At 63.6% G+C, this 25,730-nt stretch carries 20 protein-coding genes; 9 read left to right on the top strand and 11 right to left on the bottom strand.

Annotation, left to right across the window (positions count from 1 at the left end):
- Window positions 1–179: 179 nt before the first annotated feature.
- The 3 genes from HFRIS_RS17430 to HFRIS_RS17440 all read right to left on the bottom strand — a co-directional run bounded on the left by HFRIS_RS17430 (window position 180) and on the right by HFRIS_RS17440 (window position 5,232).
- The gene (locus tag HFRIS_RS17430) at window positions 180–866 is read right to left on the bottom strand and encodes a tRNA-uridine aminocarboxypropyltransferase (RefSeq protein WP_006464746.1); all 687 of its coding nucleotides are present in this window, start codon (window positions 864–866) and stop codon (window positions 180–182) included.
- Between the two features lie 281 nt (window positions 867–1,147).
- Complete coding sequence (recG, locus tag HFRIS_RS17435; protein WP_039876245.1) at window positions 1,148–3,268, bottom strand: ATP-dependent DNA helicase RecG; 2,121 nt, start codon at window positions 3,266–3,268, stop codon at window positions 1,148–1,150.
- A 92-nt stretch (window positions 3,269–3,360) separates the two neighbouring features.
- A complete protein-coding gene (locus tag HFRIS_RS17440) occupies window positions 3,361–5,232 on the bottom strand; it encodes a DUF4153 domain-containing protein (protein WP_006464748.1) in 1,872 nt (623 codons plus the stop codon).
- A 177-nt stretch (window positions 5,233–5,409) separates the two neighbouring features.
- Here HFRIS_RS17440 and queA point away from each other — a divergent pair, with 177 nt between their 5' ends.
- Window positions 5,410–6,426 carry a tRNA preQ1(34) S-adenosylmethionine ribosyltransferase-isomerase QueA gene (gene queA / locus HFRIS_RS17445; RefSeq protein WP_006464749.1) on the top strand — a complete coding sequence of 339 codons (1,017 nt, stop codon included), beginning with the start codon at window positions 5,410–5,412 and terminating at the stop codon, window positions 6,424–6,426.
- 25 nt (window positions 6,427–6,451) lie between these two features.
- Complete coding sequence (gene tgt / locus HFRIS_RS17450) at window positions 6,452–7,582, top strand: tRNA guanosine(34) transglycosylase Tgt (RefSeq protein WP_006464750.1); 1,131 nt, start codon at window positions 6,452–6,454, stop codon at window positions 7,580–7,582.
- A 107-nt stretch (window positions 7,583–7,689) separates the two neighbouring features.
- Here the strand turns inward: tgt and HFRIS_RS17455 are convergent, their stop codons facing one another.
- The 4 genes from HFRIS_RS17455 to HFRIS_RS17470 are packed head-to-tail and all read right to left on the bottom strand — an operon-like array spanning window position 7,690 to window position 13,358.
- Window positions 7,690–9,198: a PAS domain-containing sensor histidine kinase gene (locus tag HFRIS_RS17455; protein ID WP_006464751.1), complete on the bottom strand. Its 1,509-nt coding sequence runs from the start codon at window positions 9,196–9,198 to the stop codon at window positions 7,690–7,692.
- A complete protein-coding gene (locus tag HFRIS_RS17460; RefSeq protein ID WP_039876234.1) occupies window positions 9,185–10,153 on the bottom strand; it encodes an HDOD domain-containing protein in 969 nt (322 codons plus the stop codon). Before HFRIS_RS17460 ends, HFRIS_RS17455 begins: the two co-directional genes overlap by 14 nt.
- The gene (locus tag HFRIS_RS17465; RefSeq protein WP_006464753.1) at window positions 10,150–11,187 is read right to left on the bottom strand and encodes an HD domain-containing phosphohydrolase; all 1,038 of its coding nucleotides are present in this window, start codon (window positions 11,185–11,187) and stop codon (window positions 10,150–10,152) included. The genes HFRIS_RS17460 and HFRIS_RS17465 overlap by 4 nt, the downstream gene beginning before the upstream one ends.
- Complete coding sequence (locus HFRIS_RS17470; RefSeq protein WP_039876236.1) at window positions 11,184–13,358, bottom strand: ATP-binding protein; 2,175 nt, start codon at window positions 13,356–13,358, stop codon at window positions 11,184–11,186. Before HFRIS_RS17470 ends, HFRIS_RS17465 begins: the two co-directional genes overlap by 4 nt.
- Before the next feature lie 380 nt (window positions 13,359–13,738).
- On the opposite strand from HFRIS_RS17470, the gene HFRIS_RS17475 reads away from it, so the two are divergent.
- The 5 genes from HFRIS_RS17475 (at window position 13,739) to tcdA (ending at window position 18,695) form a co-directional block, all read left to right on the top strand.
- Complete coding sequence (locus HFRIS_RS17475; RefSeq protein ID WP_006464755.1) at window positions 13,739–14,044, top strand: hypothetical protein; 306 nt, start codon at window positions 13,739–13,741, stop codon at window positions 14,042–14,044.
- Between the two features lie 284 nt (window positions 14,045–14,328).
- Window positions 14,329–14,607, top strand: coding sequence for a preprotein translocase subunit YajC (gene yajC / locus HFRIS_RS17480; protein WP_006464756.1), 279 nt, complete (start codon window positions 14,329–14,331; stop codon window positions 14,605–14,607).
- A gap of 155 nt (window positions 14,608–14,762) precedes the next feature.
- Complete coding sequence (gene secD, locus HFRIS_RS17485) at window positions 14,763–16,667, top strand: protein translocase subunit SecD (protein ID WP_006464757.1); 1,905 nt, start codon at window positions 14,763–14,765, stop codon at window positions 16,665–16,667.
- 84 nt (window positions 16,668–16,751) lie between these two features.
- On the top strand, window positions 16,752–17,696 hold the full coding sequence (gene secF / locus HFRIS_RS17490) for a protein translocase subunit SecF (protein WP_006464758.1): 945 nt from the start codon (window positions 16,752–16,754) through the stop codon (window positions 17,694–17,696).
- Between the two features lie 132 nt (window positions 17,697–17,828).
- Complete coding sequence (tcdA, locus tag HFRIS_RS17495; RefSeq protein WP_039876249.1) at window positions 17,829–18,695, top strand: tRNA cyclic N6-threonylcarbamoyladenosine(37) synthase TcdA; 867 nt, start codon at window positions 17,829–17,831, stop codon at window positions 18,693–18,695.
- An 18-nt stretch (window positions 18,696–18,713) separates the two neighbouring features.
- Here the strand turns inward: tcdA and HFRIS_RS17500 are convergent, their stop codons facing one another.
- Window positions 18,714–19,664: a DMT family transporter gene (locus tag HFRIS_RS17500; RefSeq protein ID WP_006464760.1), complete on the bottom strand. Its 951-nt coding sequence runs from the start codon at window positions 19,662–19,664 to the stop codon at window positions 18,714–18,716.
- Between the two features lie 213 nt (window positions 19,665–19,877).
- Window positions 19,878–20,438, bottom strand: coding sequence for a DUF4337 domain-containing protein (locus HFRIS_RS17505; RefSeq protein WP_006464761.1), 561 nt, complete (start codon window positions 20,436–20,438; stop codon window positions 19,878–19,880).
- 595 nt (window positions 20,439–21,033) lie between these two features.
- Between HFRIS_RS17505 and katG the strand changes: the two genes are divergently transcribed.
- A complete protein-coding gene (gene katG / locus HFRIS_RS17510) occupies window positions 21,034–23,283 on the top strand; it encodes a catalase/peroxidase HPI (protein WP_006464762.1) in 2,250 nt (749 codons plus the stop codon).
- Window positions 23,284–23,469: 186 nt separating this feature from the next.
- Window positions 23,470–24,048 carry a phosphonate degradation HD-domain oxygenase gene (locus HFRIS_RS17515; RefSeq protein WP_006464763.1) on the top strand — a complete coding sequence of 193 codons (579 nt, stop codon included), beginning with the start codon at window positions 23,470–23,472 and terminating at the stop codon, window positions 24,046–24,048.
- Here HFRIS_RS17515 and HFRIS_RS17520 read toward each other — a convergent pair.
- A complete protein-coding gene (locus tag HFRIS_RS17520; RefSeq protein WP_006464764.1) occupies window positions 24,036–24,761 on the bottom strand; it encodes a helix-turn-helix transcriptional regulator in 726 nt (241 codons plus the stop codon). The genes HFRIS_RS17515 and HFRIS_RS17520 overlap by 13 nt on opposite strands.
- A gap of 63 nt (window positions 24,762–24,824) precedes the next feature.
- A complete protein-coding gene (locus HFRIS_RS17525; protein WP_006464765.1) occupies window positions 24,825–25,607 on the bottom strand; it encodes a 3-hydroxybutyrate dehydrogenase in 783 nt (260 codons plus the stop codon).
- Window positions 25,608–25,730: the final 123 nt, after the last annotated feature.

A 25,730-nucleotide genomic window follows, 5' to 3' on the forward strand; every position in this document is an offset into this window, starting at 1 on the left:
CAAGTTTCGTTGCGTCGACCTGCATGATTATAAGCGCTTTGCGACACACCCTGAACAAGAACGGCTGCACGGAGCAGCCGGAAGAACTTGGTACGTGGCATTGGCGAATGGTTCCCCATAGGCGGCAGTTACGTGCATTTCATTGACGACAATCGTGGGTGATGCCTGGCGGAAAACGCTCACTCGCTGCGGCGGGCGGGCTGACCGTGCATGCGCATGTAGCCCTGTTGCAGCACGAAGTTGTCGAAGGCGGTCAGCAGGGGATGGTACTTCTCGCTGTTGCGCTCCAGTTGCATCAGGGCATAGCCGGCAGCTTCCAGCGTGGATAGCTGCTCCGGCTTGTGCGACTTGCGGATGGTGTAGCGCGAGGTGGGGGTATCGATCAATACCATGCGCGGCAGGGTTTGCAGGATGGGGTTTTCGAAGAGCATCTTGCGGCTCTTGCGCCAGGTGCCATCGATGATGACCAGGCGGATGCGCTGCAGCGTCTGGCGCTTGTCCACCGTCATCGTGCGGGCGTCGAAATGGGTGGTCTCGGGCGTGGCGGCGTCATCGGTGTAAAGCAGGATCGGGTGCACCGGCTCGCTATCGGGCACGTTGCGCACCCGCGACGGTGCATGCAGCATCTGCTGCAGTTCGTCGGGATCGAACGCCGAACCGACGACGAGCTTGCTGTACGGCAGGCTCAGATGCAGCAGCCGCACGCTGTTCTTGGCGTTGTTGACTTCCAGCGGGTGTTGCAGGATCAGGACATCGATGGCGTGATCGATGGGAGAGGTCCAATGGCAGATGCATGCCGAAAGGGCACGCTGGCAGATCGGGCAAATCAGTCTGCGGGAGGTGTGTGGATCGTGGTTGGAAACCAAAATTATCAGCCTTCTCTAGTTGCGCAATGGTCATCTCGTACAGCAGTGCAGACGTTGGCAAGGGGCAGATGCCCGGTTGCCAGACGTTTGGATGGACCCGTTGTTTGTGGGGCGTAGATTGGACTGAGTGTTGTTAGGCGTCAATCGACATAAAGCGAAGATATTCTCGATTTTTACGGAAATTGAATTGGCATTTTGCAGATTCCCGTTTACCGGCCACGCTCTTCCCTGTTCCATAAAGGGTTTTGGCTGCGCAGCCTGTATTTCGACCTGTTCTGTCTTTACACCTTGAGGTAGTCCTCGCGTCCGCCCAGCCAGCGTGCCAGGTGTCGGTCCACGATGTCGGGCGCATGTTGCAGCAGGGCCTGGGCGGTATCACGGGCCTTTTCCACCAGCCACTGGTCGGTGCCCAGATCGGCAAAGCGCAGCATGGCTTCGCCCGACTGCCGTGCCCCCAGGAATTCGCCGGGGCCGCGGATATCCAGGTCGCGCCGCGCGATCTCGAAGCCATCCGTCGTTTCACGCATGGTGGCCAGGCGTTGCTTGGCGGTGCCGCCCAAGGGGCCCTGGTACAGCAGCAGGCACACGCTGGCAGCCGATCCACGCCCGACCCGTCCGCGCAACTGGTGCAATTGCGACAGGCCGAAACGCTCCGCATGCTCGATCACCATCAGCGAGGCATTGGGCACGTCCACGCCCACTTCGATGACGGTGGTCGCCACCAGCAGATGAATGGCGCCGCGCGTGAACCCCTCCATGACGATCTGTTTTTCCACCGGCTTCATGCGCCCGTGGACCAGTCCGATGGTGAGGTCCGGCAAGGCCGCCGACAGGGCCGCATGGGTATCGGTGGCGGTCTGCAACTGCAGTGCCTCCGATTCCTCGATCAAGGGACAGACCCAGTAGATCTGCTTGCCTTCCAGCGCCGCCGCATGTACCCGTTCGATCACTTCGTCCCGACGGTTCTGATCGATCACGCGGGTCACGATGGGCGAGCGTCCCGGCGGCAGTTCATCGATCACCGACACTTCCAGGTCGGCGTAATAGGTCATGGCCAGCGTGCGCGGAATGGGCGTGGCCGACATCATCAACTGATGCGGCACGGCGGCGGCATCACGGTCCTCCGGATTGAAGCTCTTGTTGCGCAGCGCCAGCCGCTGGCCGACGCCGAAGCGATGCTGCTCGTCCACGATCACCAGCCCCAGGTTCTCGAACTGCACCGTGTCCTGGATCAGTGCATGGGTACCGATGACCAGGCGCGCTGCGCCCGATTCGATATGGGCCAGGGCCTCGGTCTTTTCCTTTTTCTTCTGGCTGCCGGAAAGCCAGGCCACACCCACATCCAGCGGCTCCAGCCAGGCCGCGATCTTGCGGAAGTGCTGCTCGGCCAGGATTTCGGTGGGCGCCATCAGCACGGCCTGGCAGCCACTGTCGATGGCCTGGGCCGCCGCCAGCGCCGCCACCACCGTCTTGCCGCTGCCCACATCGCCCTGCAGCAGACGCTGCATGGGGAAGGACTGGCGCAGGTCGGCACGGATTTCCTCCAGCACGCGTTGCTGCGCGCCGGTCAGCTGGAAGGGCAGGACCTTGGTCAATTCCTCGGTGAGGCGCCCGGTCACCGGCAAGGCCCGCGCGGTCTTGGCGCGCCGCGCTGCTTGGGCGCGCTTGAGCGAAAGCTGCTGCGCCAGCAGTTCATCGAACTTCATGCGGATCCAGGCCGGATGTGACTTTTCCGTCAGGGCGTATTCATCCACGTCCGGCGGCGGGTTGTGCAGCAGTCGCACCGATGGCTCGAAGGTGGCTAGGTCCAGGGTCTGCAACATCGAGGGCGGCAGCGTATCGCTCCAGTCCAGCCGGCTCATGGCATTGGCAATGGCCTTGCGCAGGTAGGCCTGCGACAGGCCTTCGCCGGCAGGGTAGACCGGCGTAAGCACGTCGGGCAGCGGCGCCCCTTCGTTGACCACCTTGTAGGAAGGATGGACCATCTCGGCCCCGAAGAAACCATGTCGCAGCTCGCCGCGCACCCGCACCCGGGTACCTTCGGCCAGCTGCTTGGTCTGGCTGCCGTAGAAGTTGATGAAACGCAGCGTCAACTGGCCGCTGTCGTCGCCCACCGTCACGATCAGTTGCCGGCGCGGGCGGAACTGCACTTCGCAGGCCGTCACCACGCCTTCGACCTGCACCGTCTGCAGGCCGCGCAGGGAGGCCTCGCCGATGCTCATGAGGCTGGTCTCGTCCTCGTAGCGCAGCGGCAGGTGCAGCACCAGGTCCATGTCATTGTGCAGGCCCAGCTTGGCCAGCTTGTTTTCGGGCTTGGCGGGGCCGGCCTTGCTGCTCTTGCCGGTCTTTGCGCGGCTGGCAGGCGAGGTCGTGGAGGCGTTCTTTTTCGCGGTAGGTGGCATGGGCAGCATGTCGGCAGAATCGCGCTATTGTACTGTGATTAATTACAGTATCAAGCCTGCCACCCGCCGGTCTCGCTGTCCGGCTCCCCGCTTTACTGTCCGCAGCTCTTGCGCCTAGGCGATGCCGGCACCATGGGAATCAAGGTGTCGCCCAGTTGCAAGTCATACGATGGTGAAGCTTTCCATTGCAGCGTCTTTCCTTCCAGCGCTTCGCGCAACTGGGCGACGCAGTGGGAAGGCATGCGGAAAGTACCAATGATCTGCCATTGGCCCTGGGCATCCTCGGCCAGCAGCACAGCGGGGCTGTTGCCGTCGATGATCAGCACTTGTTCGCGTCGTGCGCCGGGCGGTTTGACGAGGTAGGCGTCGCAATCGCTTGCAGTGCTACGCAGGCAACCTGGCACCCAGGCATCTGCTTCCATGGCGTCCCAGGTTTTTTCGACAATGGCCGCAGGCAAGTGACTCCCCTCAGGGTGCATGCGCACGGTGGAGCCAGGTTTGCCCTCGGGTTTTTTGTTCTGGGCGAGCTGGAAGGCATGCTCGGTTTGCAGTGCAAGCTGGACCTCCTGGTGTAGGAACGACAGCCGTGGGTCATGGATTTGGACAATATCGGCCAGGGCTTGCACACCGTAGCGCTGGCCGTGGTAACGCATGAATCTCACGTCCAGCCGCTCTGGCGTGATCTGGCCGGAGCGCAGGCGCGCCAGTTGATCGGCCACGGCAAGGCGCGCCGGGTCCGCCAAGGGCGTGAGGACGGCCACCGAGACAGCCAGGATGGTGAAGCTGGCCGCGACGTTGACCGGTGCCATGACGACCATGCGGGCGGCGCGCCACAGTGCGGCCAGGTAACCGATGGCATAGATGCTGGCCACGGCGATACACAACGCGGCACAGACGCGCTCGGGCGTCCAGCCGTATTGGCTCACGCGCAGGCCAAGGGCACAGGCCGCCAGCACCACCAGCGGCAAGGGCAGCGCGCAGGCCACGCGCAGCGACCATCGGATCAGGCGCGCCGACGCTGCCTCGTCGGACAGTCCATCCTGATAGACCATGTTCGCCAGCACCACCAGCAAGGCAGTCGTTCCCAGCAGGACGGCAGTGGCGCGACGGGTTTCCCACAGCGGTTGCAGGCCGGTGACGCACAGGCCCGCCAGGAAGCCGGCCGCGATCAGTACCGCCAGCGGCAGCAGCCAGGACAGCATCGTCAGCAGCAGCTTGCGCAGGTTGGCAATGATGGCCGGCTTCACATCGGTGAGGTGCAAGGCCCCCGCATAGGCGAGGGCGGTGACCGGCATGAAGAACCAGGGGCTGCTGATGATGGCGAGAAAGAGCGGGCTGAACAGTGCGAACAGTGCGGCTCCGACCATCAGAATGATCCACAGCGCCGCGTTGAACAGGCAGGCAAAGGCCGCTTGCAGCACCAGCTTCCACGCCCAGGCGAAATAGCTGGGGTAGCTGGCGATCCAGCGCTGGTCCTGGTGGGCGGCTAATGCCATGGCCTGGGCGATGAACAAGCCGTGCCACATCAGGAGCACCAATTGCAGCGAGGGCTGGAGGTGGAGGGCCGTATCGCTCTGCCAGGCGCTGAGGGCGGGCTCGTTGAGCCATGCTCCGATATCGGTACGCCAGATGTCGTAGAACGCCAGTGAGGAGATGATGGCCGCCAACAGCAGGAGCCACAGCGCCAGCTTGCGCGGCTGCATGTGGGAGAGGCTGGAAATGGCGATCGGCGGCAGGAACAGCGCCAGCAGCAACACGCAGCGGAACAGCGTGGGATGCAGCGCCAGCCCGGTCTTGTCGCTCCAATGGCGATACAGCACATACAGCACCACGCCCTGGGCCAGCCCGATGGCCAGACGCAGGGTGCCGATGCTGCCTGGCTTGGGTGGTGTGGCAACGGGATCGCCGCGATCGGCAGCCGAGGAGGGTAGGTCGGGGAGGGAGGGGGGGATTTGTGTTGTCATTGGAGAAAGGATGCGTTGTCGTCTTGCGCCAGGAGAGCTTCTGCTCTGCGTTCGAGGGCGACCAGTCGGCCTCGAAGGCGTAAAATAGCGAGTTTGTCATTTGAAGCGCATCGGTAGCCGGCGAGATTTCGGGAGAGTTTCTTCCCCGTTGAGCAGACCAGTGTGCGTTCCATTCCCATGTATTCCCTATCCGACTTCGATTTCGATCTCCCCCCCGAGCTGATCGCCCAGACCCCGCTGGCCGAGCGCAGTGCCTCGCGCCTGCTGCAGGTGCAGGGTGCGCAGCTGACCGACCGCCGTTTTTCCGACATCGTCGACCTGCTGCAGCCCGGCGACCTGCTGGTCTTCAACGATACCCGCGTGATCAAGGCGCGCCTGTTCGGCGTGAAGGAAACCGGCGGCAAGATCGAGGCCCTGGTCGAACGCATCCTCGATGCGCGTACCGTGCACGCCCAGGTGCGCGCCTCCAAGTCGCCGCCGCCGGGCAGCCGCATCCGCCTGGCCGATGCTTTCGATGTCACGGTGGATGAACGTTTCGGCGAGTTCTATACGCTGCACTTCCCGGCGGACGCCTTCGAACTGCTGGAGCAATACGGCAGCCTGCCCTTGCCGCCCTACATCGATCACGAAGCCGACGCCTACGACGAAACCCGCTATCAGACCGTCTACGCCAAGGAACCCGGCGCGGTCGCCGCGCCCACCGCCGGCCTGCACTTTGACCAGGCGCTGCTGGAACAACTGGCCGCGCGCGGCGTCAAGCAGGCCTTCGTCACCCTGCACGTGGGCGCCGGCACCTTCCAGCCGGTGCGGGTGGAAGACCTGTCGCAGCACAAGATGCACAGCGAGTGGTACACCATCTCGCCGGAGACGGTGGAGGCCGTGCGTGCCACCCAGGCCGCCGGCGGGCGCGTCGTCGCCGTGGGCACCACCAGCATGCGGGCGCTGGAGTCCGGTTCGCAGAGCGGCCAGCTCCAGGCCGGCAGCGACGACACCCAGCTCTTCATCACGCCCGGCTACACCTTCAAGACCGTCGACCTGCTGGTGACCAATTTCCACCTGCCCAAGTCGACCCTGCTGATGCTGGTCTCGGCCTTCGCCGGCTATGCGCACATCCGCGCCGCCTACGCCCATGCGATCGCGCAGCAATACCGCTTCTTCAGCTATGGCGACGCCATGTTGCTGACCCGTACCTGAAACATCGAGAGAAACAGAGAACCCCATGCTGGAATTCACCCTCCTGAAGACCGACGGCCGCGCCCGTCGTGGCCGCGTCAAACTGAACCACGGCACCGTCGAGACCCCCATCTTCATGCCGGTCGGTACCTATGGTTCGGTCAAGGCCATGTCGCCGCTGGAACTGAAGGAAATCAATGCCCAGATCATCCTCGGCAATACCTTCCACCTGTGGCTGCGCCCGGGGCTGGAAGTGGTCAGCAAGTTCGGCGGGCTGCACAAGTTCATCGGCTGGGACAAGCCCATCCTGACCGACTCCGGCGGCTTCCAGGTGTTTTCGCTGGGAGAGATGCGCAAGATCACCGAAGAGGGCGTGCACTTCGCCTCGCCCATCAACGGCGACCGCCTGTTCCTCTCGCCGGAGATCTCGATGCAGATCCAGCGCGTGCTCAATTCGGACATCGTCATGCAGTTCGACGAATGCACGCCCTACGAGATCGATGGTCGCCCGGCCACGCGCGAAGAGGCCGGCAAGTCCATGCGCATGTCGCTGCGCTGGGCCAAGCGTTCCAAGGATGAATTCGACCGCGGCGAGAATCCCAATGCGCTCTTCGGCATCGTCCAGGGCGGCATGTTCGAGGGTTTGCGCGACGAGTCGCTGGCCGGGCTGGAAGAGCTCGGTTTCGACGGCTTCGCCATTGGCGGCCTGTCGGTGGGCGAGCCCAAGGAAGACATGATGCGCGTGCTGGAACACGTCGGCCCGCGCCTGCCGGCCGACAAGCCGCACTACCTGATGGGCGTGGGCACGCCCGAGGATCTGGTCGAAGGCGTGGCCAATGGCGTGGACATGTTCGACTGCGTCATGCCCACCCGCAATGCGCGCAATGGCTGGATCTTCACCCGCTACGGCGACGTCAAGATCAAGAACGCCAAGTACAAGAACGACGACCGTCCCTTCGACGAGACCTGCGACTGCTACGCCTGCAAGAACTTCTCGCGCGCCTACCTGCACCACCTGCACCGCGCCGGCGAAATCCTCGGGGCACGCATGAATACCGTGCACAACCTGCATTACTACCTGCAGCTGATGCAGGAGATGCGCGACGCCATCGACGCCGGTACCTTCCAGGACTTCGTCAAGAAATTCAAGGAAGACCGCGCCCGCGGCGTGGACTGAGCCAAGCCGGCGCGGGCCGGTGAACAGGCCTGGCGCAATCGTGCAAGGTTTGGGAAGAATTGTTCATATCCCGTTCCGGTCGTCGACCATGCCATCCCCGCCGGATCTCAGTTTCCGGCCGTTTTCTGCTCCAGGCACAGCGTAAAGCAACTACCCTGGCCTACCTGGCTCTGCACGCTGATGGCACCGCCCATCAGGTGCGCCAGCTTCTGGCTCAGGTACAGGCCCTGGCCCATGCCCTCATGCTTGCGTGAGGCCGAGGCGTCGAGCTGGGTAAAGGCGCGAAACAGCTTCTGCTGATCCTGCTCGCTGATGCCGCAGCCGCTATCCTGCACCTCGATGAAGGTGGTGGTGCTGTCACCATGCGGCTGCTGGCGCCATCGCACCCGCACCTGCCCGTGCTCGCTGAACTTGATGGCATTGCCCACCAGGTTCAGCAGGATCTGCCCCAGCGCCCGACGGTTGGTGTGGATCACGGTTTCCCTTGTCCCCGCTTCTGCTCCCGCTCCGGCTTCCACCTCCAGCAGCAAGCCCTTCTTCTCGGCGGCCGGCCGCAGCGTGCTCACGGTTTCATCGATCAGCTGCGAACAGAGCAGGGCCTCGGGAATCAGGTCGGCGTCCTCGGTCTCCATGCGCGACACATCCAGCAGGCTGGTGATCAGGCCCAGCAGGTGCTCGGCGCTGTCGTGTACCGTCTGCAACTGCTGTTCCTGTTCCGCCGTCAACGGACCACCCATGCGGGTGAGCAGGATGTCGGTGAAGCCCAGGATGGCATTGAGCGGGGTGCGCAGTTCATGCGAGGTATTGGCCAGGAAGCGGTTGCGTGACTCCATGGCTTCCTGCAGGGCGCGGTTCTTTTCGGCCAGGTCTTCTTCGATGCGCTTGCGGTCGCTGATGTCGCGCACCGCGATCAGCAGGAAGGTCTCGCCTTCCACCACCAGCGGACTGAGGCTGACGTCAACCGGGAACTCGCTGCCGTTGCGCTTCAATCCGCACAGGTCGGGCGTCGGGTTGCTGGCCAGCGGTGCGGCATGGTTCAAATAGGTCGTCAGGTTCTGCGCGTGCATGGCCAGAAAGCGCTGCGGAATGAGTACATCGATGGCGCAGCCGGTCAGCTCGGCTACCTCCCAGTCGAACAATTCGCCGGCCCGGCGGTTGGCCAGCACGATGCGGTCCAGCGCGTTGACCACGATGATGCCGTCCGGCAGCGAATCATAGAGGCCGTGTACGCTGGCGGCGATCAGGCTGATGTCGCGCAGCACGGTGGCCTGGCTGATATCGCGCTTGCAGGACAGGACGTATTGCGGATGGCCCTGCTCGTCGCGCAGCAGCTTGTTGGACACTGACAGGTGCAGCAGGGAGCCATCCTTGCGACGCCGGATGGATTGGCACTCGGCACGCCCCAGGCTGATGGTATCGGCGAAGACGCGGTCTTCCTCCATGCGCCGTTCGGGCGGCACGATGAAATCCGAGAGATGCTGGCCCAGCACTTCCTGGGCGGCATAACCGAAGATCTGTTCAGCGCAGCGGTTCCAGTAGATCACCTGGCCTTGCATGTCCATCAGGACATAGGCGTCCGGCGCTTCACTGAGCAGCAGTTGTTCAAGTTGCAGCATCGTCGTCGCTGCCGGTTTGTTGCAGGCGCAGGAGCCGGTCGTGGACCTGGGCAGGAAGGCCCTGCCAGAGCGACTTGCCGGCGATATGCATGGTCTGCGTCCAGTCCTGCCAGTCTTCACCGGCCTGCTGGTACAGCTCGGGGAAGTCGTGCGGTGCCAGCTGCAGTTGTGGTAGCGCCGTGGCGACCTTCTGTAGCGCCGCCTCGGCCAGTTGCGGCGCGCCGCAGCCCAGCTCGGCCATGGCCGAGGACAGGTACAGGGTCCAGATGATTTCCAGCGGACGTGGCGCGGGCAGGGCGTCCGGCAGGCTGGGCGACTCGTAATGCAGGACCGCGTCGCAGAAGAGTTCAGGAATCTTCCAGTCCTGCATCAGCGCCGCGGCGATGTTGAGGTGGTTGAAGCCGAACAGCGACTGCTCCATGGCCAGCTGGGCCGAAGGCTCCAGCACCCGCGTGAGCAGCGAGGAATAGCCGGTCGGATGGGCCGAGGCCAGGGTCAGCTTGCCGATGTTGGCCAGGAGCCCCGTGGTAAACATCTCGCCCAGTGGCGCCACCCGGGTATGGCCGCTGATGGCCTGGGCGCTGCAGGCCATGGCAAAGCTGTGGGCCCAGAATGCAGGCAGCTTGAAGTTGGTGCAGGAGGCCGGCGCCGTGGTCTCGGCCAGCGACAGCGCCAGGGCCAGCTGGCGCACCGCCTGCAGGCCCACCAGCAGCATGCTGTCCATGCTGACCGAGGCGATCGGTCGCACCCGGTGCGCATTGAGCACGTTGACGATGCGGATGATGCGTCCGGACAGGGCCGGGTCGGCCTGCACCAGATGGATCAGTTCGGCCATGTCCGGATCGTCCTGCGCGCACAGGCGCATGATGGTCAGGCGCACCCCGCCCGGCGAGGGCAGGGCCTGGGCGCTCCTGAGCTTCTCGAACAGGGTCGGTTCAATGAAGGTCAGCATCATTTGCTTTCCTGGTAGCGGTTGTGGATGTCGAGCACGTCATTCCAGCCGGCGAAGAAGGCCTCCACGCAGCGCGGGTCGAAATGACTGCCGGCATTGTCGCGCAGATAGAGCGAGGCGTCTTCCAGGCTCCAGCCTTTTTTGTAGGGGCGCGTCGAGGTCAGTGCATCGAACACATCGGCCACGGCCACGATGCGGCCATAGAGCGGGATGTCTTCGCCCTTGAGACCGTTCGGATAGCCGCTGCCATCCCACTTCTCGTGGTGGGTGCGGGCGATCAGCGAAGCCGTCTGCAGCAGCGGGGAAGGGCTGTCGCGCAGGATGTCGGCGCCGATCTGGGCGTGCAGGCGCATGACCTTGAGTTCTTCCTCATCCAGCCGCCCGGGTTTGAGCAGGATATGGTCGGGGATGCCCATCTTGCCGATGTCGTGCATCGGCGCGGCATTGAACAGCAGGTCCTGTTCTTCCTGAGGCAGGCCCAGTTGGGCGGCGATGATGCGGGTGTAGTTGGACATGCGCAGCAGATGCTCGCCGGTCTCGGGGTCGCGATAGCCGGCCGCGCGCACCAGCAGGTCCATGGAGTTCAGCGCCAGGGTATTGCTCTGGTGCGACTTCTGTTCCACTTCTTCGGCCAGGTGTTCGATCTTCTGGCTCATGGCCAGCTGCGACTTGCGCATGGCCAGCATGTTCTTGACCCGCGCCAGCAGCTCCACCCGGTTCACCGGCTTGGAGAGGAAATCGTTGGCCGTCATCTGCAGCGCCTGGTGGCGTACCTGCAGGCCCATGTCGGCGGTGATCATGATGACCGGCGTCATTTCCTGGCCCGGCATGGCGCGAAAGCGCGACAGGAAACCCAGGCCGTCCATGCCCGGCATCATGTAGTCCAGCAGGATCAGGTCGGGCTCGTGGGTGCCACACCAGTCCAGCGCCTCATAGGCGTCCGGACAGGTGCTGATGCTGGTGTCCGGCAACTGCGCCAGCATGTGCGTGAAAAGTGAAAGATTGGTCTTGTCGTCATCGACGATCAGTATTTTCATGTGCTCCCCCGGCCCCTCTGTTGTATGTGATCACGCAGCGCGGCGAATGCGGTGGCACATTCCCCGGCCAGCGTGCGTACCTGCGCCAGTTCCCCCTGGCGGGCAGCGATTTCCATCTGACGTCCCAGCTGACCCAGTGCCTGTATCCCCAGGTTCAGGCAACTGCCGGCCAGGCGATGGCCCAGGGCCTGGATTTCGCCCAGCAGGGGTTCGCTGGCCTGGACCTGGCGCGCCAGGTCCTCCATCACGGGTCCGGTATGTTCGATGAACATGTCCAGCATGTCGCTGGCCAGCCCGGTGTCCTCGCCAAAGAGTTCCTCCAGGCGGGCTTCGTCGATGATCGGCAAGGCCTGCTCGGCCGCCTGCTGCGGCGCTGCGGGCGGCAGGTAATGCGTCAGCATCGCCGCCAGTTGCGAGCGCAGCAAGGGCTTGGTCAGATAATCGTCCATACCCGCCTCCAGGCATTGTTCGCGATCACCGGCCATGGCATTGGCGGTCATCGCGACGATGGGGGTATGCATCAGCTCGCCCTGCATGCGCCGGATGCGGCGCGTGGTTTCGTAGCCATCCAGGACCGGCATCTGGCAATCCATCAGGATCAGCGCATAGTCGCGCTGCGCCAGCTTTTCCAGTGCCTCCGCACCATTGGAGGCGATATCGACTGCGTAGCCCATGGCATTGAGCTGGTACACCGCCACCTTCTGGTTCATTACGTTGTCTTCCACCAGCAGCAGGCTATGCGCCTCCTGCGGCCCCTGCAGCCCTGGCGAGCGCGCCAGGACCGCTGGCGCTGCATCGACCTGCTGCTCCCCCTTGCCCGTTCCATTCATCTCCCCCATCACCGCGCGCAACAGCTGCTGCTTGCGCAGCGGCAACTGCAGCACGGTGGCTGGGGTGGGTGTTGGTGATCCGTCTATATTAAGGCCGTGTACGCCGTGGTCAAGCAAGACGCACGTCATGCCGGGGCGGGCCGACTGCAGCTGCGCCAGTACCGCCGGGGCCGGCATATCGCGTACCTCCGAACTGACGATGACGGCATCGATGCCCGTGGTCGTGGCCAGGGGGCCGGTCAGCGCGGCCAGGGCGTCATTGGCACTGCCGTAGCGCACTGTCTCCAGACCGGCCGCGCGCAGGGTTTCATGCAGCATGGCGGCACTGGCGTCGTGGGTTTCGATGAGCGCCACCTGTCGCTTTTTGGCTGCAAAGCTTCTGGGCGGCAACGCCGCCGATGTCGCCACAGGAATCCCCAGTTCGAACCAGAAACAGGAGCCCGCACCGGGGCTGCTGTCGACGCCGATATTGCCGCCCATCAGTTCGACCAGCCGCTTGCAGATCGACAGGCCCAGGCCGGTGCCACCGTATTGCCGCGTGACCGAACTGTCGGCCTGTGAAAACGGCGAGAACAGGCGCCGCATGGTTTCCTCATCCATGCCGATGCCGCTGTCGCGCACCTCGAAGCGCAGCCGGCAATGATCACCCGCCACGTGCAGCGCCTGCACTCGCAAGAGCACCTCGCCGCGGTGGGTGAACTTGAGCGCATTGCCCAGCAGGTTCAGCAGGATCTGGCGGATGCGACCGGGGTCGCCCAGCAGCCTGGGCGGCAGACGCGGATCCACATGCGCCAGCAGGCGCACCTGCTTTTCGCGGGCCTTGAAGGAGAGCGCTTCGGCGCTGGCTTCCACCACTTCCAGCAGATCGAACTCGACCACGGCGATGTCCATCTTGCCCACATCGATCTTGGAAAAATCGAGCACGTCATTGACGATGCCCAGCAGGGCATTGGCCGAATCCTCGATGGCCTTGGCGAATTCGGTCTGCTGGCTGTCCAGGCGTGTGGTGCGCAGCAGGCCGGCCATGCCCAGCACGGCATTCATGGGCGTGCGGATTTCATGGCTCATGGTGGAGAGGAACGCGCCCCGGGTCAGCATGGCGTGATCGGCCGCCTCCTTGGCCAGTACCAGGCTGCGTGCGGCACGCTGGTTCTCGCGCATGAAGCGCAACAGGATCAACGCCCGCACTCCCCACAGCGCCAACAGGCCCAGCGTGAGCCAGGCCGGCAGATCGGTCTGCCACAGCGCGAACACCGCCAGCGCCGCAAAGCAGGCTTCCGACAGCAGCAACAGCACACGCCCGTCGCGCGGCGCTGATGGAGGGACTGCCTCTGGTCTCACGAAATGATCTCCATGCTTTTTTGAACTCCGATGGTGGCTGGCAGGGCGGCGCGGGATCACCTCCCCAAGGCCTGGGACATTGAAATCAATTATAACGAATTGGTTTGTAAATTGTGAAAATTGCTTTATTCGTTCGCATTCTAGCCACGAAATGGGGTCAGGAAAAGGCAGGAAAAACCCGATGGGTTTGTTGTGGATAAGTCAAAAAGTCTTTATTGAAGCCGCTCATCGACCGATCGAGTCAGTATCGATGGTGAAAAAATCAACTGTGTTAATTTATCCTGCCAAATTAATTTAATTGATTTAATCGATAAATTTAACTAAAATAGATTCATAGTCGAAGAATGCAGTGGCCCAACTGATGACAAGGAGCCTGCGATATGAACAATCTGAACAATCCCCCCTCGAAGGTACTGTCCCGTCCGCATCTGCTGCGCTGGAGCGCCACGCTGCTGATCGTGACACTGGTGCTGTGCGGCTGGTCGCGCCAGCAGTTGCAGGCCGCCACCACGGCGCGGCTGGCCGTTTCGGCCGTGGTGCCCACGCGCTGCAATGTGGTGGTGCAGATCGTCAACGGCAGCGCTGCCGTCTCCAATACCTGCGGCGGGGTGATGGCCGGCAGCCCGGATGGACGGGCACTGCTGCTGGTGGACCAGCGCGAACGCTCGGTGCTGGTGGTGTACTGATTGCCGGCCTCTTCCCAAACCTCATTCCCCGACCTGATTTCTCACCTGATCCCCGACCGGTCCTGACCCCGCCTGCCACGGCGGCTCCTGCCGCGCGCCCCTCCAGGGCGGCGGCCGTGAAAATAGCCATTTCTCCCTTGATCTGCGGCAAGACGTCCCGATTTGGCGTCATAGCGCTGGTGCAGTGCTAGAATGCAGGGCTATTTTTTAATCAACCTTTGGAGCCTTACGTGTTTATTTCCGACGCATACGCGCAAACGGCCGCAGCAGCCCCTGGTGGCGCGATGGGCAACCTGGCCAGCTTCCTGCCGATCATCCTGATGTTCGTGGTGTTGTACTTCCTGATGATCCGCCCGCAGATGAAGCGTCAGAAAGAACAGAAAGCCATGATGGACGCACTGGGCAAGGGCGACGAAGTCGTCACCTCCGGTGGCATGCTGGGTCGCATCACCAAGGTGGCCGATGGCTACATCACCATCGAAGTGGCTGAAGGCACCGAAGTCGTCGTGCAAAAGGGCGCTGTCACCACCCTGCTGCCCAAGGGCACCATCAAGGGCCTGTAATGGCCTGACCGGTTCGGTCGGCCCGCGTGCCGGCGAACCCATGGGCGCATCGCTGATGCGCCCATCTTGTTAGAACCCTGCGGTTTTTCCACCCGGGTTCTGAACAGGGCGGCAGGTCCCTGCCGTCCTCTCCCGCAAGCACGAAGCACAAGACCATGAATCGTTACTCTCTCTGGAAATACGCACTGATCGTCCTGGCCCTGCTGTTCGGCGTGATCTATACCGTCCCGAACTTCTTCGGCGAGTCCCCCGCGGTGCAGATCAGCAGCGCCAAGTCGACCCTGAAGGTCGAACCCGCCGTGGCCGGCCGGGTGGATCAGATCCTGAAACAAGGCAATCTCGGCGCAGAGAGTGTGGCGTTCGACAACACCGGTTCGCAGCCCTCGGTGCGCGCGCGTTTCGCCACCACCGACATCCAGTTCAAGGCCAAGGCCCTGCTGGAAAAGGAACTCAATACCGACCCCAGCGACCCGACCTATATCGTCGCCTTCAACCTGCTGCCCAACACGCCGCAGTGGCTGCAGAGCCTGCACGCCTTCCCGATGTATCTGGGCCTGGACTTGCGCGGTGGTGTGCACTTCCTGATGCAGGTCGACGTCAAGGCCATCGTCAACAAGCGTCTGCAAGGCCTGCAGGCCAGCGTGCGCGGCCTGCTGCGTGACAAGAACATCCGCCACAGCGGCATCAACCGCAGTGGCGACAGCATCGAGATTTCCTTCCGCGATGCCGATACCCGTAACAAGGCCCGCGCCGCCCTGGGCGAACTGCAGGAAATGCTGCTCACCGACGCCGGTTCGGGCGATGACCTCAAGCTGGTCGGTACCCTGCGTCCGGAAGCCATCAAGCAGACCCAGGAAGACGGCGTCAAGCAGAACATCAGCACCCTGTCCAAGCGCGTCAACGAGCTGGGCGTGGCCGAGCCGCTGATCCAGCGCCAGGGCGCCGAGCGCATCGTGGTCGAGCTGCCGGGCGTGCAGGACGTCTCGCGTGCCAAGGACATCATCGGCCGTACCGCCACCCTGGAAGTGCGCATGGTCGACGAGAGCGTGGTGCGTGGCACCGAAGAGACCTCGGCCATCCCCTTCGGCTCCGAGCTGTTCAAGGTCGGCAAGGGTGCCCCGGTGGTCCTGAACAAGGAACCGGTACTGACCGGCGACTACATCTCCAACGCCTCGGCCAGCTTCGATGAAAACCACCAGCCGGCAGTCAGTATCGACTTGAATGGCGACGGCGGCCGCAAGATGCGCGAAGCCACCCGCGACAAGGTCGGCAAGGCCATGGCCATCGTCCTGTTCGAAAAGGGCAAGGGCGAAGTCCTGACCGTGGCCACCATCCGTTCCGAACTGGGTTCGCGCTTCCAGATCACCGGCATGGGTTCGCCCGAAGCCGCCAGCGACCTGGCCCTGCTGCTGCGCGCCGGTTCCCTGGCCGCACCGATGGACATCATCGAGGAACGCACCATCGGCCCGCAACTGGGTGCCGACAACATCAAGAAGGGCTTCGACTCGGTGCTCTACGGCTTCCTGGCGATGGCTGTCTTCATGGTGATCTACTACCAGCTGTTCGGTTTCTTCAGCGCCCTGGCGCTGTCGGTGAACGTGCTGCTGCTGGTGGCCCTGCTGTCCACGCTGCAGGTGACGCTGACCCTGCCGGGTATTGCCGCCATTGCGCTGGCACTGGGTATGGCGATCGACTCCAACGTGCTGATCAACGAACGCATCCGTGAAGAACTGCGCGCCGGCAATTCGCCACAGGCCGCCATCGCGGCCGGTTTCGACCGCGCCTGGGCGACCATCCTGGACTCCAACGTGACCACCCTGATCGCCGGCCTGGCGCTGCTGATCTTCGGTTCCGGCGCCATTCGCGGCTTTGCCGTGGTGCACTGCCTGGGCATCCTGACCTCGATGTTCTCGGCCGTGTTCTTCTCGCGCGGCGTGGTCAACCTCTGGTATGGCCGCAAGAAGCGCCTGACGGGCCTGGCCATCGGCCAGATCTGGAAGCCCGAGAGCGAGGTGCTGTCCACCTCCGGCAAGGCTTCCGCCAAGCGCGACGTCAAGTAAGCGACGGCTCACCCGAAACAGCAGCACAGCCAGATTTGAGCCGGTCGCCCCTCTTGTGGCGCGACCGGCACCGAAAGGATAGTGATGGAATTTTTCCGCATCAAAAAAGACATTCCCTTCATGCGTCATGCCCTGATCTTCAATGCGATCTCGGCACTGACCTTCGTGGCCGCGGTGTTCTTCCTGTTCTCCAAGGGATTGCACTTCTCCATCGAATTCACCGGCGGCACGGTCATGGAAGTGGCCTACAACAAGCCGGCCGACCTGGAAAAGATCCGCAAGTCCATCGAAGGACTGGGTTATCGCGACACCCTGGTGCAAAGCTTCGGCACCGCCCAGGACGTGATGATCCGCCTGCCCGCGCAGGCCGGTGTGAACGCCAGCCAGCAGAGCGAGAAGGTCAATGCCGCGCTGAAGGCGGACGACCCGGACGTGCGCCTGCAACGGGTGGAATTCGTCGGCCCGCAGGTGGGTGACGAGCTGGCCCATGACGGCCTGCTGGCGCTGGGCATGGTGGTGCTGGGCATCGTGATCTACCTGGCCTTCCGCTTCGAGTGGAAGTTCGCGGTGGCGGCGGTGATCGCCAACCTGCACGACATCATCATCATCCTGGGCTTCTTCGCCTTCTTCCAGTGGGAATTCTCGCTCACCGTGCTGGCCGCCATCCTGGCCGTGCTGGGGTATTCGGTCAACGAATCGGTGGTGGTCTTCGACCGGGTGCGTGAAGCCTTCCGTGACCGCCGCTTCGGCAAGCTGTCCGCGCCGGAAGTGCTGAACCACGCCATCACCAGCACCATGTCGCGTACCGTCATCACCCACGGCAGCACCGAAATGATGGTGCTGGCGATGTTCTTCTTCGGTGGCCCGACGCTGCACTACTTCGCGCTGGCGCTGACCATCGGCATCCTGTTCGGCATCTATTCGTCGGTGTTCGTTGCCGCCGCCCTGGCTATGTGGCTGGGCGTCAAGCGCGAAGACCTGATCAAGCCGGTCAAGGTCAAGGACGAGAACGGCGGCGCCGTGGTCTGATCCCGCACCACCGCCAATGAGGGCCGCAGCGTTCGCGCTGCGGCCCTTTTTCGTGAGAATCCCGCAAGGACGCAAAGCCGGGATAATGCTTTACTTCACCCCATTGCATCACCGAATGACGTTTTTTTGATCATGAGCACATCCACCGACCTGCACGATATCGACTATGAACGCCGCTTCGGCGGCGTGGCCCGCCTGTATGGCGCCGCCGCTCTGCAACGCTTTGGCCAGGCGCGGGTGTGCGTGGTCGGGGTAGGGGGCGTGGGATCGTGGATCGTCGAGGCACTGGCGCGCAGCGCCATCGGCCATCTCACCCTGATCGACCTCGACAACCTGGCCGAATCCAACGTCAACCGCCAGATCCACGCCCTCACCGAGACCCTGGGTCAGGCCAAGGTCACGGCCCTGCATGAGCGTATCCGGCAGATCAATCCGACCTGCGTGGTGACCGAGGTGGAGGATTTCGTCGATCCCGAGAATGTGGAGCAGATGCTGGGTGGCGGACGGTTCGACTACGTCATCGATGCCATCGACAACGTGCCGGCCAAGGTCGCCATGATCGCCTGGTGCCGCAAGAACGGCATGCCCATGGTCACTATCGGCAGTGCCGGCGGCCAGATCGATCCCACGCAGATTGAAATCCGCGACCTCTGCCGCACCGAGCAGGAACCGCTGTTGGCCAAGGTACGCAAGCGCCTGCGCTCGCAGCACGGCTTCCCGCGCGGGACGAAGAACAAGTTCCACATCGATGCCGTGTTTTCCACCGAACCCCTGCGCTTTCCCGAGTTGGCCGAGGGTGAGGTTTGCGAGGTTGCTCCCGCCGAAGACATGGATGTCGGCGAGGATGTCGTCGACAGCACGCAAGCCGGTGTTACCGGCCTCAATTGCGCCGGCTTTGGCTCGGCCATGGTGGTGACCGCTACCTTCGGCCTGGTGGCGGCCGCCCATGTGTTGAAGAAGCTGGCCGCACAGGCCGATATCGCTGCCGCAGCCGGGTGAACTGCAGGCCGTCAGCCCTCAGTGTCCGCCGCCTTCATCGACCCGGTGCGCGGATACGCATAGCAGGACGCTAGCCGTGACCAGTACCATGGCCGCGATTTCCAGCAGGGTCGGCCAGCGCTGTTCCCACAGGAAGCCATAGAGCAGCGCGAACAGGGTCTCGAACAGGATCATCTGGCCGATCATGGTCAGCGGCAGCAGCCGGCTGGCCTTGTTCCAGCAGGCATTGCCGAACAGCGAGGCAAAGATCGCCACCCCCGCCGATACGCCGATGAAGTGCCACCATTCACTTTGTGGATGCGGTTGCAGCATGATCGTGAAGGCCGGTATTGCCACGAACAGTGACAACAGCCCGGTGACCACGCCGATCAGCAGGTTCCAGTCATGCGCCGAGATCGCCTGCAGGCGTCCCAACCAGCGGCTGTTGCCAACTGCGTAGGTGGTCCACGACACCAGCGCGGCCAGCGCGCAGAAGAACCCGATCACGCCATCCCCAAAACCACCAGTGCTGGCACCCACCGCGCCACTGCCCAGCGACTGCCACGCCACGCAGGCGATGCCTGCCAGGCCCAGCGCCAGGGAAGGCGCCAGCTTGCGCAAGGGCAGTGCACCGTGGCCACGGCTGCCGATGATGGTCACCGCCACCGGCAGGAAGCCGATCACCAGCGAGGTCATCGCCATGCCGCCCAATTGCACGGCACTGGCCAGGAACACGTAATACACCACATTGCCCAAGAGGCTCAGCCACACCAGCGCCCGCCATTCGGCGCGGCCCAGGTGCGGCAGCAGCTTGCGCAGGCGCGGCGCGATCAGCACGGCGGCGAACAGGCCATAGGCCAGGTAGCGCCCGGCCGTCAATTGCCAGGGCGAGAAGGCGCGGGTCAGTTCCGGCGCCAGGAAGACCAGGCCCCAGGCGGCGCCGGCCAGCGCGCCGTAGAAGATGCCTTGCAGGATGGTGTTGGAACGCATGAATCGGGGTGGTCGTGCCACGACAGGTGTGCAAAGGCTGGCAGTATGCCGCAGCCGGGCCCGCCTGAATTGTCGTGGACTACGGTTTTATTGTGCAGGCCTGCGAACCTGACCATTCACATCGCGCCACCGCCGGAAGAACCGGCAGGCGGAAATACAAACAACAACGCCGGCACTGGGCCGGCGTTGTCGGTGATGACGGGGCGGGGTGGGTCAGATCACCGTGCCGAACAAGCCCGCGCCCACAAAGGCCAGTGCTACCGCGCCGATGCCCATGGACAGGTAGGCCAGCACCGCCACGCCGGTGATGATGGTGGCCGAGGCCAGCACGATGGCCACCTGCAGCATGCCGGCCGCCATTTCCATCTTCTCGTACTTCTCCATGTAGGCATGCGCCTCATGCTCGGCCTCGCGCGCCTTGTGCGCCAGTTCCTTCTTGCCTTCGCCGCTCTTCTCGTCGCTGTCGTAGTGGGCGATGGCGTCGTCCAGCTTGGCGATGGCCGAACTGACCCGCTCATCCTTGGGGTTGCCCAGCAGCGTGAGCTGCTGCTTGGCCAGTTGCGCCGCATTGCCACGCACCGACTTGGCCTGGAAGAAGGACCACAGGTTGGCCGCCTCCTGGTGTTTCAGGATGACCTCGGTCTGGTAGGACTTGGACATGGTTTCGGTAATGGCCAGCACCAGCGCCAGGATGGCGATGAGCAAGGCCAGCTTCTTGTTGCCGGACGCATGGGCGTGCTCGGCGTGTTCCAGGTTTTCGGTGGCTTCCGTCATGATGGTTTTTGTAATGTGGAGGAAATGAGGTCCGCCCGAGAGGGGGCGGCGTTCCAAGAACGATTCACATCAGGAACGGTTGACCTGAATCATTGCAATACTCGTATTTTCCTGCGGCATGGGGTGGCCCTGCATGCCAGCCCCATCTGCCCGAAAGTACAGTCTGTCAGTACAAAATTCGCATTTCCTCACGGCTGCAGCAGCGGCGACTGTGTGGCGATGGGTATCCCGGCTCATATTGAAAGACGGGGCAAGTGCTGCAGGAAGAGCAGCCTTTGGCTACACTGATGAGCCACAAATTCTGAATGGATGGGATTGGATTTATTGACTGGTGTTATACAAAAAGACAATCAACGGATTGTTTTTGATGAATTACATTAATGGTTCTTCGCAAGCATGACCGGGACAAGGCAAGGCTGGCCCCGCAGCACGGCGTCATGACCGGATGGTGTCATGGCGTGGTAGCAGAACGCAGTCAGCCTATTGCCGCAGTATCAAGCCGCCTCACCCCAGCCGCGCCGGGTGAGGCCACAGAGATGCCCGTTTTCCGGTCCGGGCGTCGTGACCATCGGGTCGATCAACAGGAGAGAACGCAATGTCGAATGAAGCCAAGTGCCCCTTTAACCACACCGCCGGCGGCGGCACCAGCAACCGCGACTGGTGGCCCAAGCAGCTCCGTCTGGACCTGCTGGCCCAGCATTCTTCCAAATCCAACCCCATGGGTGAGGATTTCAACTACGCAGAAGCCTTCAAGAGCCTGGACCTGGCGGCCGTCAAGGCCGACCTGGCCAAGGTCATGACCGATTCCCAGCCCTGGTGGCCAGCCGACTTCGGTCATTACGGCCCGCTGTTCATCCGCATGGCCTGGCACAGTGCAGGCACCTATCGTATCGGCGATGGCCGTGGCGGCGCCGGTCGCGGCCAGCAACGTTTTGCCCCCCTCAACAGCTGGCCCGACAACGTCAACCTGGACAAGGCCCGCCGCCTGCTGTGGCCGGTCAAGCAAAAGTACGGCAACAAGATCTCCTGGGCCGACCTGCTGATCCTGACCGGCAACGTGGCGCTGGAAACCATGGGCTTCAACACCTTCGGCTACGCCGGTGGCCGTGAAGACGTATGGGAGCCGGACCTGGACGTCTACTGGGGTACCGAAACCACCTGGCTGGGTGGCGATGACCGCTACGGCAAGGGCAAGGCCGGCGCCGCCCACGGCGAAATCACCGCCGACGCCGACCGTCACGGCCAGGAACAGGCGCGTACCGCGCCGGCCGGCCGCAATCTGGAAAACCCGCTGGCCGCCGTGCAGATGGGCCTGATCTACGTCAACCCGGAAGGCCCGGAAGGCAATCCCGACCCGCTGGCCGCTGCCCAGGACATCCGCGAAACCTTCGCCCGCATGGCCATGGACGACGAAGAAACCGTGGCCCTGATCGCTGGCGGTCATACCTTCGGCAAGACCCACGGTGCCGGTGACGCCAAGCATGTCGGCCGCGAACCCGAAGGCGGCGACCTGGAAAGCCAGGGCCTGGGCTGGAAGAGCAGCTTCGGCAGCGGTGCAGCAGGCGACACCATCAGCTCCGGCCTGGAAGTGACCTGGACCCAGACCCCGGCGCAGTGGAGCAATTATTTCTTCGAGAACCTGTTCAACTACGAATGGGAACTGACCAAGAGCCCGGCCGGTGCCCACCAGTGGGTGGCCAAGGGTGCCGACGCGGTGATTCCGCATGCCCATGGTGGCGCGCCGATGCGTCCCACCATGCTGACCACCGACCTGTCGCTGCGCGTCGATCCGGCCTACGAAAAGATTTCGCGCCGCTTCCTGGAAAACCCCGACCAGTTCGCCGAGGTCTTCGCCCGCGCCTGGTTCAAGCTGACCCACCGCGACCTGGGACCGCGTTCGCGCTATCTCGGCCCCGAAGTGCCGACCGAAGAGCTGATCTGGCAGGACCCGCTGCCCAAGGCCGATGCTCCGGCGCTGCAGGCCGCTGACATCAGCGCGCTCAAGGCCCAGGTGCTGGCCTCGGGACTGACGGTGTCCGAACTGGTCTCGACCGCCTGGGCGTCGGCGTCCACCTTCCGTGGCGGCGACAAGCGCGGTGGCGCCAACGGTGCCCGCATCCGCCTGGCCCCGCAGAAGGATTGGGCGGCCAACCAGCCGGCCCAGCTGGCCAAGGTGCTGTCCACGCTGGAAGGCATCCAGTCCGCCTTCAACCAGGGTGGCAAGAAGGTCTCGCTGGCCGACCTGATCGTGCTGGCCGGTAGCGCCGCCGTCGAGAAGGCCGCCCAGGATGCCGGCGTGTCCGTGAGCGTGCCTTTCCATGGCGGTCGCGTGGATGCCTCGCAGGAGCAGACCGACGTTGCTTCCTTCGAGCCGCTGGAGCCGGTCATCGATGGCTTCCGCAACTTCCAGAAGCAGCGCTTTGCGGTGCGGGGTGAAGACCTGCTCATCGACAAGGCACAGCAACTGACCCTGACCGCGCCGGAAATGACGGTGTTGATCGGTGGCCTGCGCGTGCTGGGCAACAATGTCGGCGGCAGCACCAAGGGCGTGTTCACCAGCCGAGTAGGGGTGCTCTCCAACGACTTCTTCGTCAACCTGCTGGATATGGGCACCGAATGGAAGTCCACCTCGCCGGCGCAGGAAGAGTTCGAAGGCCGCGACCGCGCCAGTGGCGCCGTCAAGTGGACCGGTAGCCGCGTCGACCTGGTGTTCGGCTCCAACGCCGTGCTGCGCGCCCTGGCCGAAGTCTATGCCAGTGCCGATGCCAAGGAAAAGTTCGTCAAGGACTTCGTGGCGGCCTGGGTCAAGGTGATGGAGCTGGATCGCTACGACCTGAAGAAGTAGGACCGCTGGCTGCCTTTGCCGGCAGCTGCGGATGCAGGACAGCAGGAATCGGCGGGCCTCAGGGCTCGCCGTTTTTTTTGCCTGCCCGCCGCCATGACGCGGTCGATGTCATGCCGATGTCATCGAGTCGCCATGTGCGAGGACTATAGTGGCGGACTGAATTTTCCTTCATCAACGAGGCGTACGATGGCCCTGAGCCTGGATGACATCGCCCTGCTGTTCGCACGGCATGGGCACACCCAATACACCGGTGAGCCGGTCACGCAACTGGAGCATGCGCTGCAATCGGCGCTGCTGGCCGAGCAGGAGGGGGCCGCGCCCAGTCTCATCGTGGCCAGCCTGCTGCACGACCTCGGCCACCTGCTGGAAGACCTGGGCCAGACTCCGACCCTGGCTGGCATCGACGACCTGCACCAGTACCGCATCCTGCCCTTCCTGCGAGGCGTGTTCAGCGACGCCGTGCTGGCACCGATCGCGCTGCATGTGGATGCCAAGCGCTACCTGTGCGCTACCGATGCGGATTATTTTTCGACGCTGTCGGCCGATTCGGTGCGCAGTCTGCAGCTGCAGGGCGGGGTCTTCGATGTGGAACAGGCGGCGGCCTTTATCGACCGCCCGCATGCCGTGGACGCGGTGCGGCTGCGGCGGTGGGATGACCGCGCCAAGACCGCCGGGATGGCCACGCCCGATTTCGCGCACTTCGCGCGCTATTTCGATCAATGTCTGGTCGCGCCCGGTGCCGGGCAGGGGATTCAGGCCAGGTAGCGCTTGCGGTACGCCGAGGGCGTGGTGCCGCGCAGCTTGCGCATGGCATGCGTCAGCGCGCTCTGGTCGCCATAGCCGCAACGCTGGGCGATGAATGCCAGCGGCAGGGCGCTGGTGCGCAGCAGGCGGCAGGCCTGCGCCATGCGTACCTCGGCCAGCCAGGCCCGGGGAGAAGTCGCCAATTCCTGCTGGAACCATTCATGCAGGCGGCTGGGGCTGATGGCCGCCAGCGCGGCCATGTCGGCTACCGTCCAGGGATGGGCCAACTGTGCCTCGACCTGGGCCAGCATGCGGTGCAGGCGCGACCTGGCCTGTGGCGGATGTCGCGCCAGCGTATCCAGTAGCAGCGGAACCCAGTGCTGCAGGCTCGCGCCGGAGGGGCTCTGGTCCAGCGACAGCGCCATGAACTCCACCAGCTTGCCGGCCGCCGCCGTCAGCGTCACGAAGGGAGTGCGCGCCAGGCTCTCCAGTTGCAGGTCGCTCATGATGCTGGGCGCCAGGTCCAGTACCAGCGCCCGATTGGCGCCGCCGGCGCTGGTCGCGTGCGCCGCCCCGGGTTCCACGAAGGCCGCCGTGATACTGTCGGCGCAGCCTTGGTGACCGCCAATGTCCAGTTCCAGCCGGCCGGCCAGCGGCAGCACCAGTTGCGGGAAATCATGGCGATGCGCCAGCGACTCGTCGCGGTAGCTGCGCAGGTGGAGTTGGGTGTCCAAGATGGGGGAGAGCGGGGCGCTGCCAGGCGGTGTCACCGTCGCCGGTGACACCGCGTGCCAGGCTTACTGCATGTGCCAGCCGTGGCTGACGACTACCGACTGACCCGTCAGCGCATTGGTCGGGAAGGCTGCCAGGAAGACCGCGGTCTGGGCCACGTCCTGGGTGGTGGTGAATTCACCATCGACGGTGTCCTTCAGCATGATCTTCTTGATCACATCTTCTTCGCTGATCCCGAATTCCTTGGCTTGCTCGGGAATCTGCTTTTCCACCAGCGGCGTGCGTACGAAGCCGGGACAGATGACGTTGGTGCGGATCTTGTCCTTGGCGCCTTCCTTGGCCACCGTCTTGGCCAGGCCCAGCAGGCCATGCTTGGCCGTCACGTAGGGTGCCTTCAGCGCCGAGGCCAGGTGCGAGTGCACCGAACCCATGTAGATGATGGAGCCGCCGCGACCCTGCTTGATCATCGCCTTCATCGCCGCGCGCGTGGTCAGGAAGGCGCCGTCCAGGTGGATCGCCAGCATCTTGCGCCAGTTCTCCAGCGACAGTTCGGTCACCGGGCTGATGATCTGGATGCCGGCGTTGCTGATCATGATGTCCAGACCACCGTAGGTATTGACCGCATCGGCCACACCCTTGTCGACCTGGGTCTCGTCGGTCACGTTCATGGCCACGGCCATGGCGGTACCGCCGTTCTTGACGATTTCTTCGGCCGTCGCCTTGGCCGCTTCCAGGGCCAGGTCGGCGATGACCACCTTGGCGCCCTGCTTGGCGTATTCGACCGCGATTTCCTTGCCGATGCCGCTGGCCGAACCGGTGATGAGAGCGACTTTATCCTTGAGTAGCATGATCTTCCTTATGTTTCGAGTTGACGGAGTTTGCAAAGCCTGACCGTCATCGCCATCGGCGCTGGTTACCCTGTTGCGCCCGATCAACGGTGCCAGTCATCGGTCCATGGTTTCGATGAACAG

It is taken from the genome of Herbaspirillum frisingense GSF30 (genome assembly GCF_000300975.2).
GTDB lineage: Bacteria > Pseudomonadota > Gammaproteobacteria > Burkholderiales > Burkholderiaceae_D > Herbaspirillum > Herbaspirillum frisingense.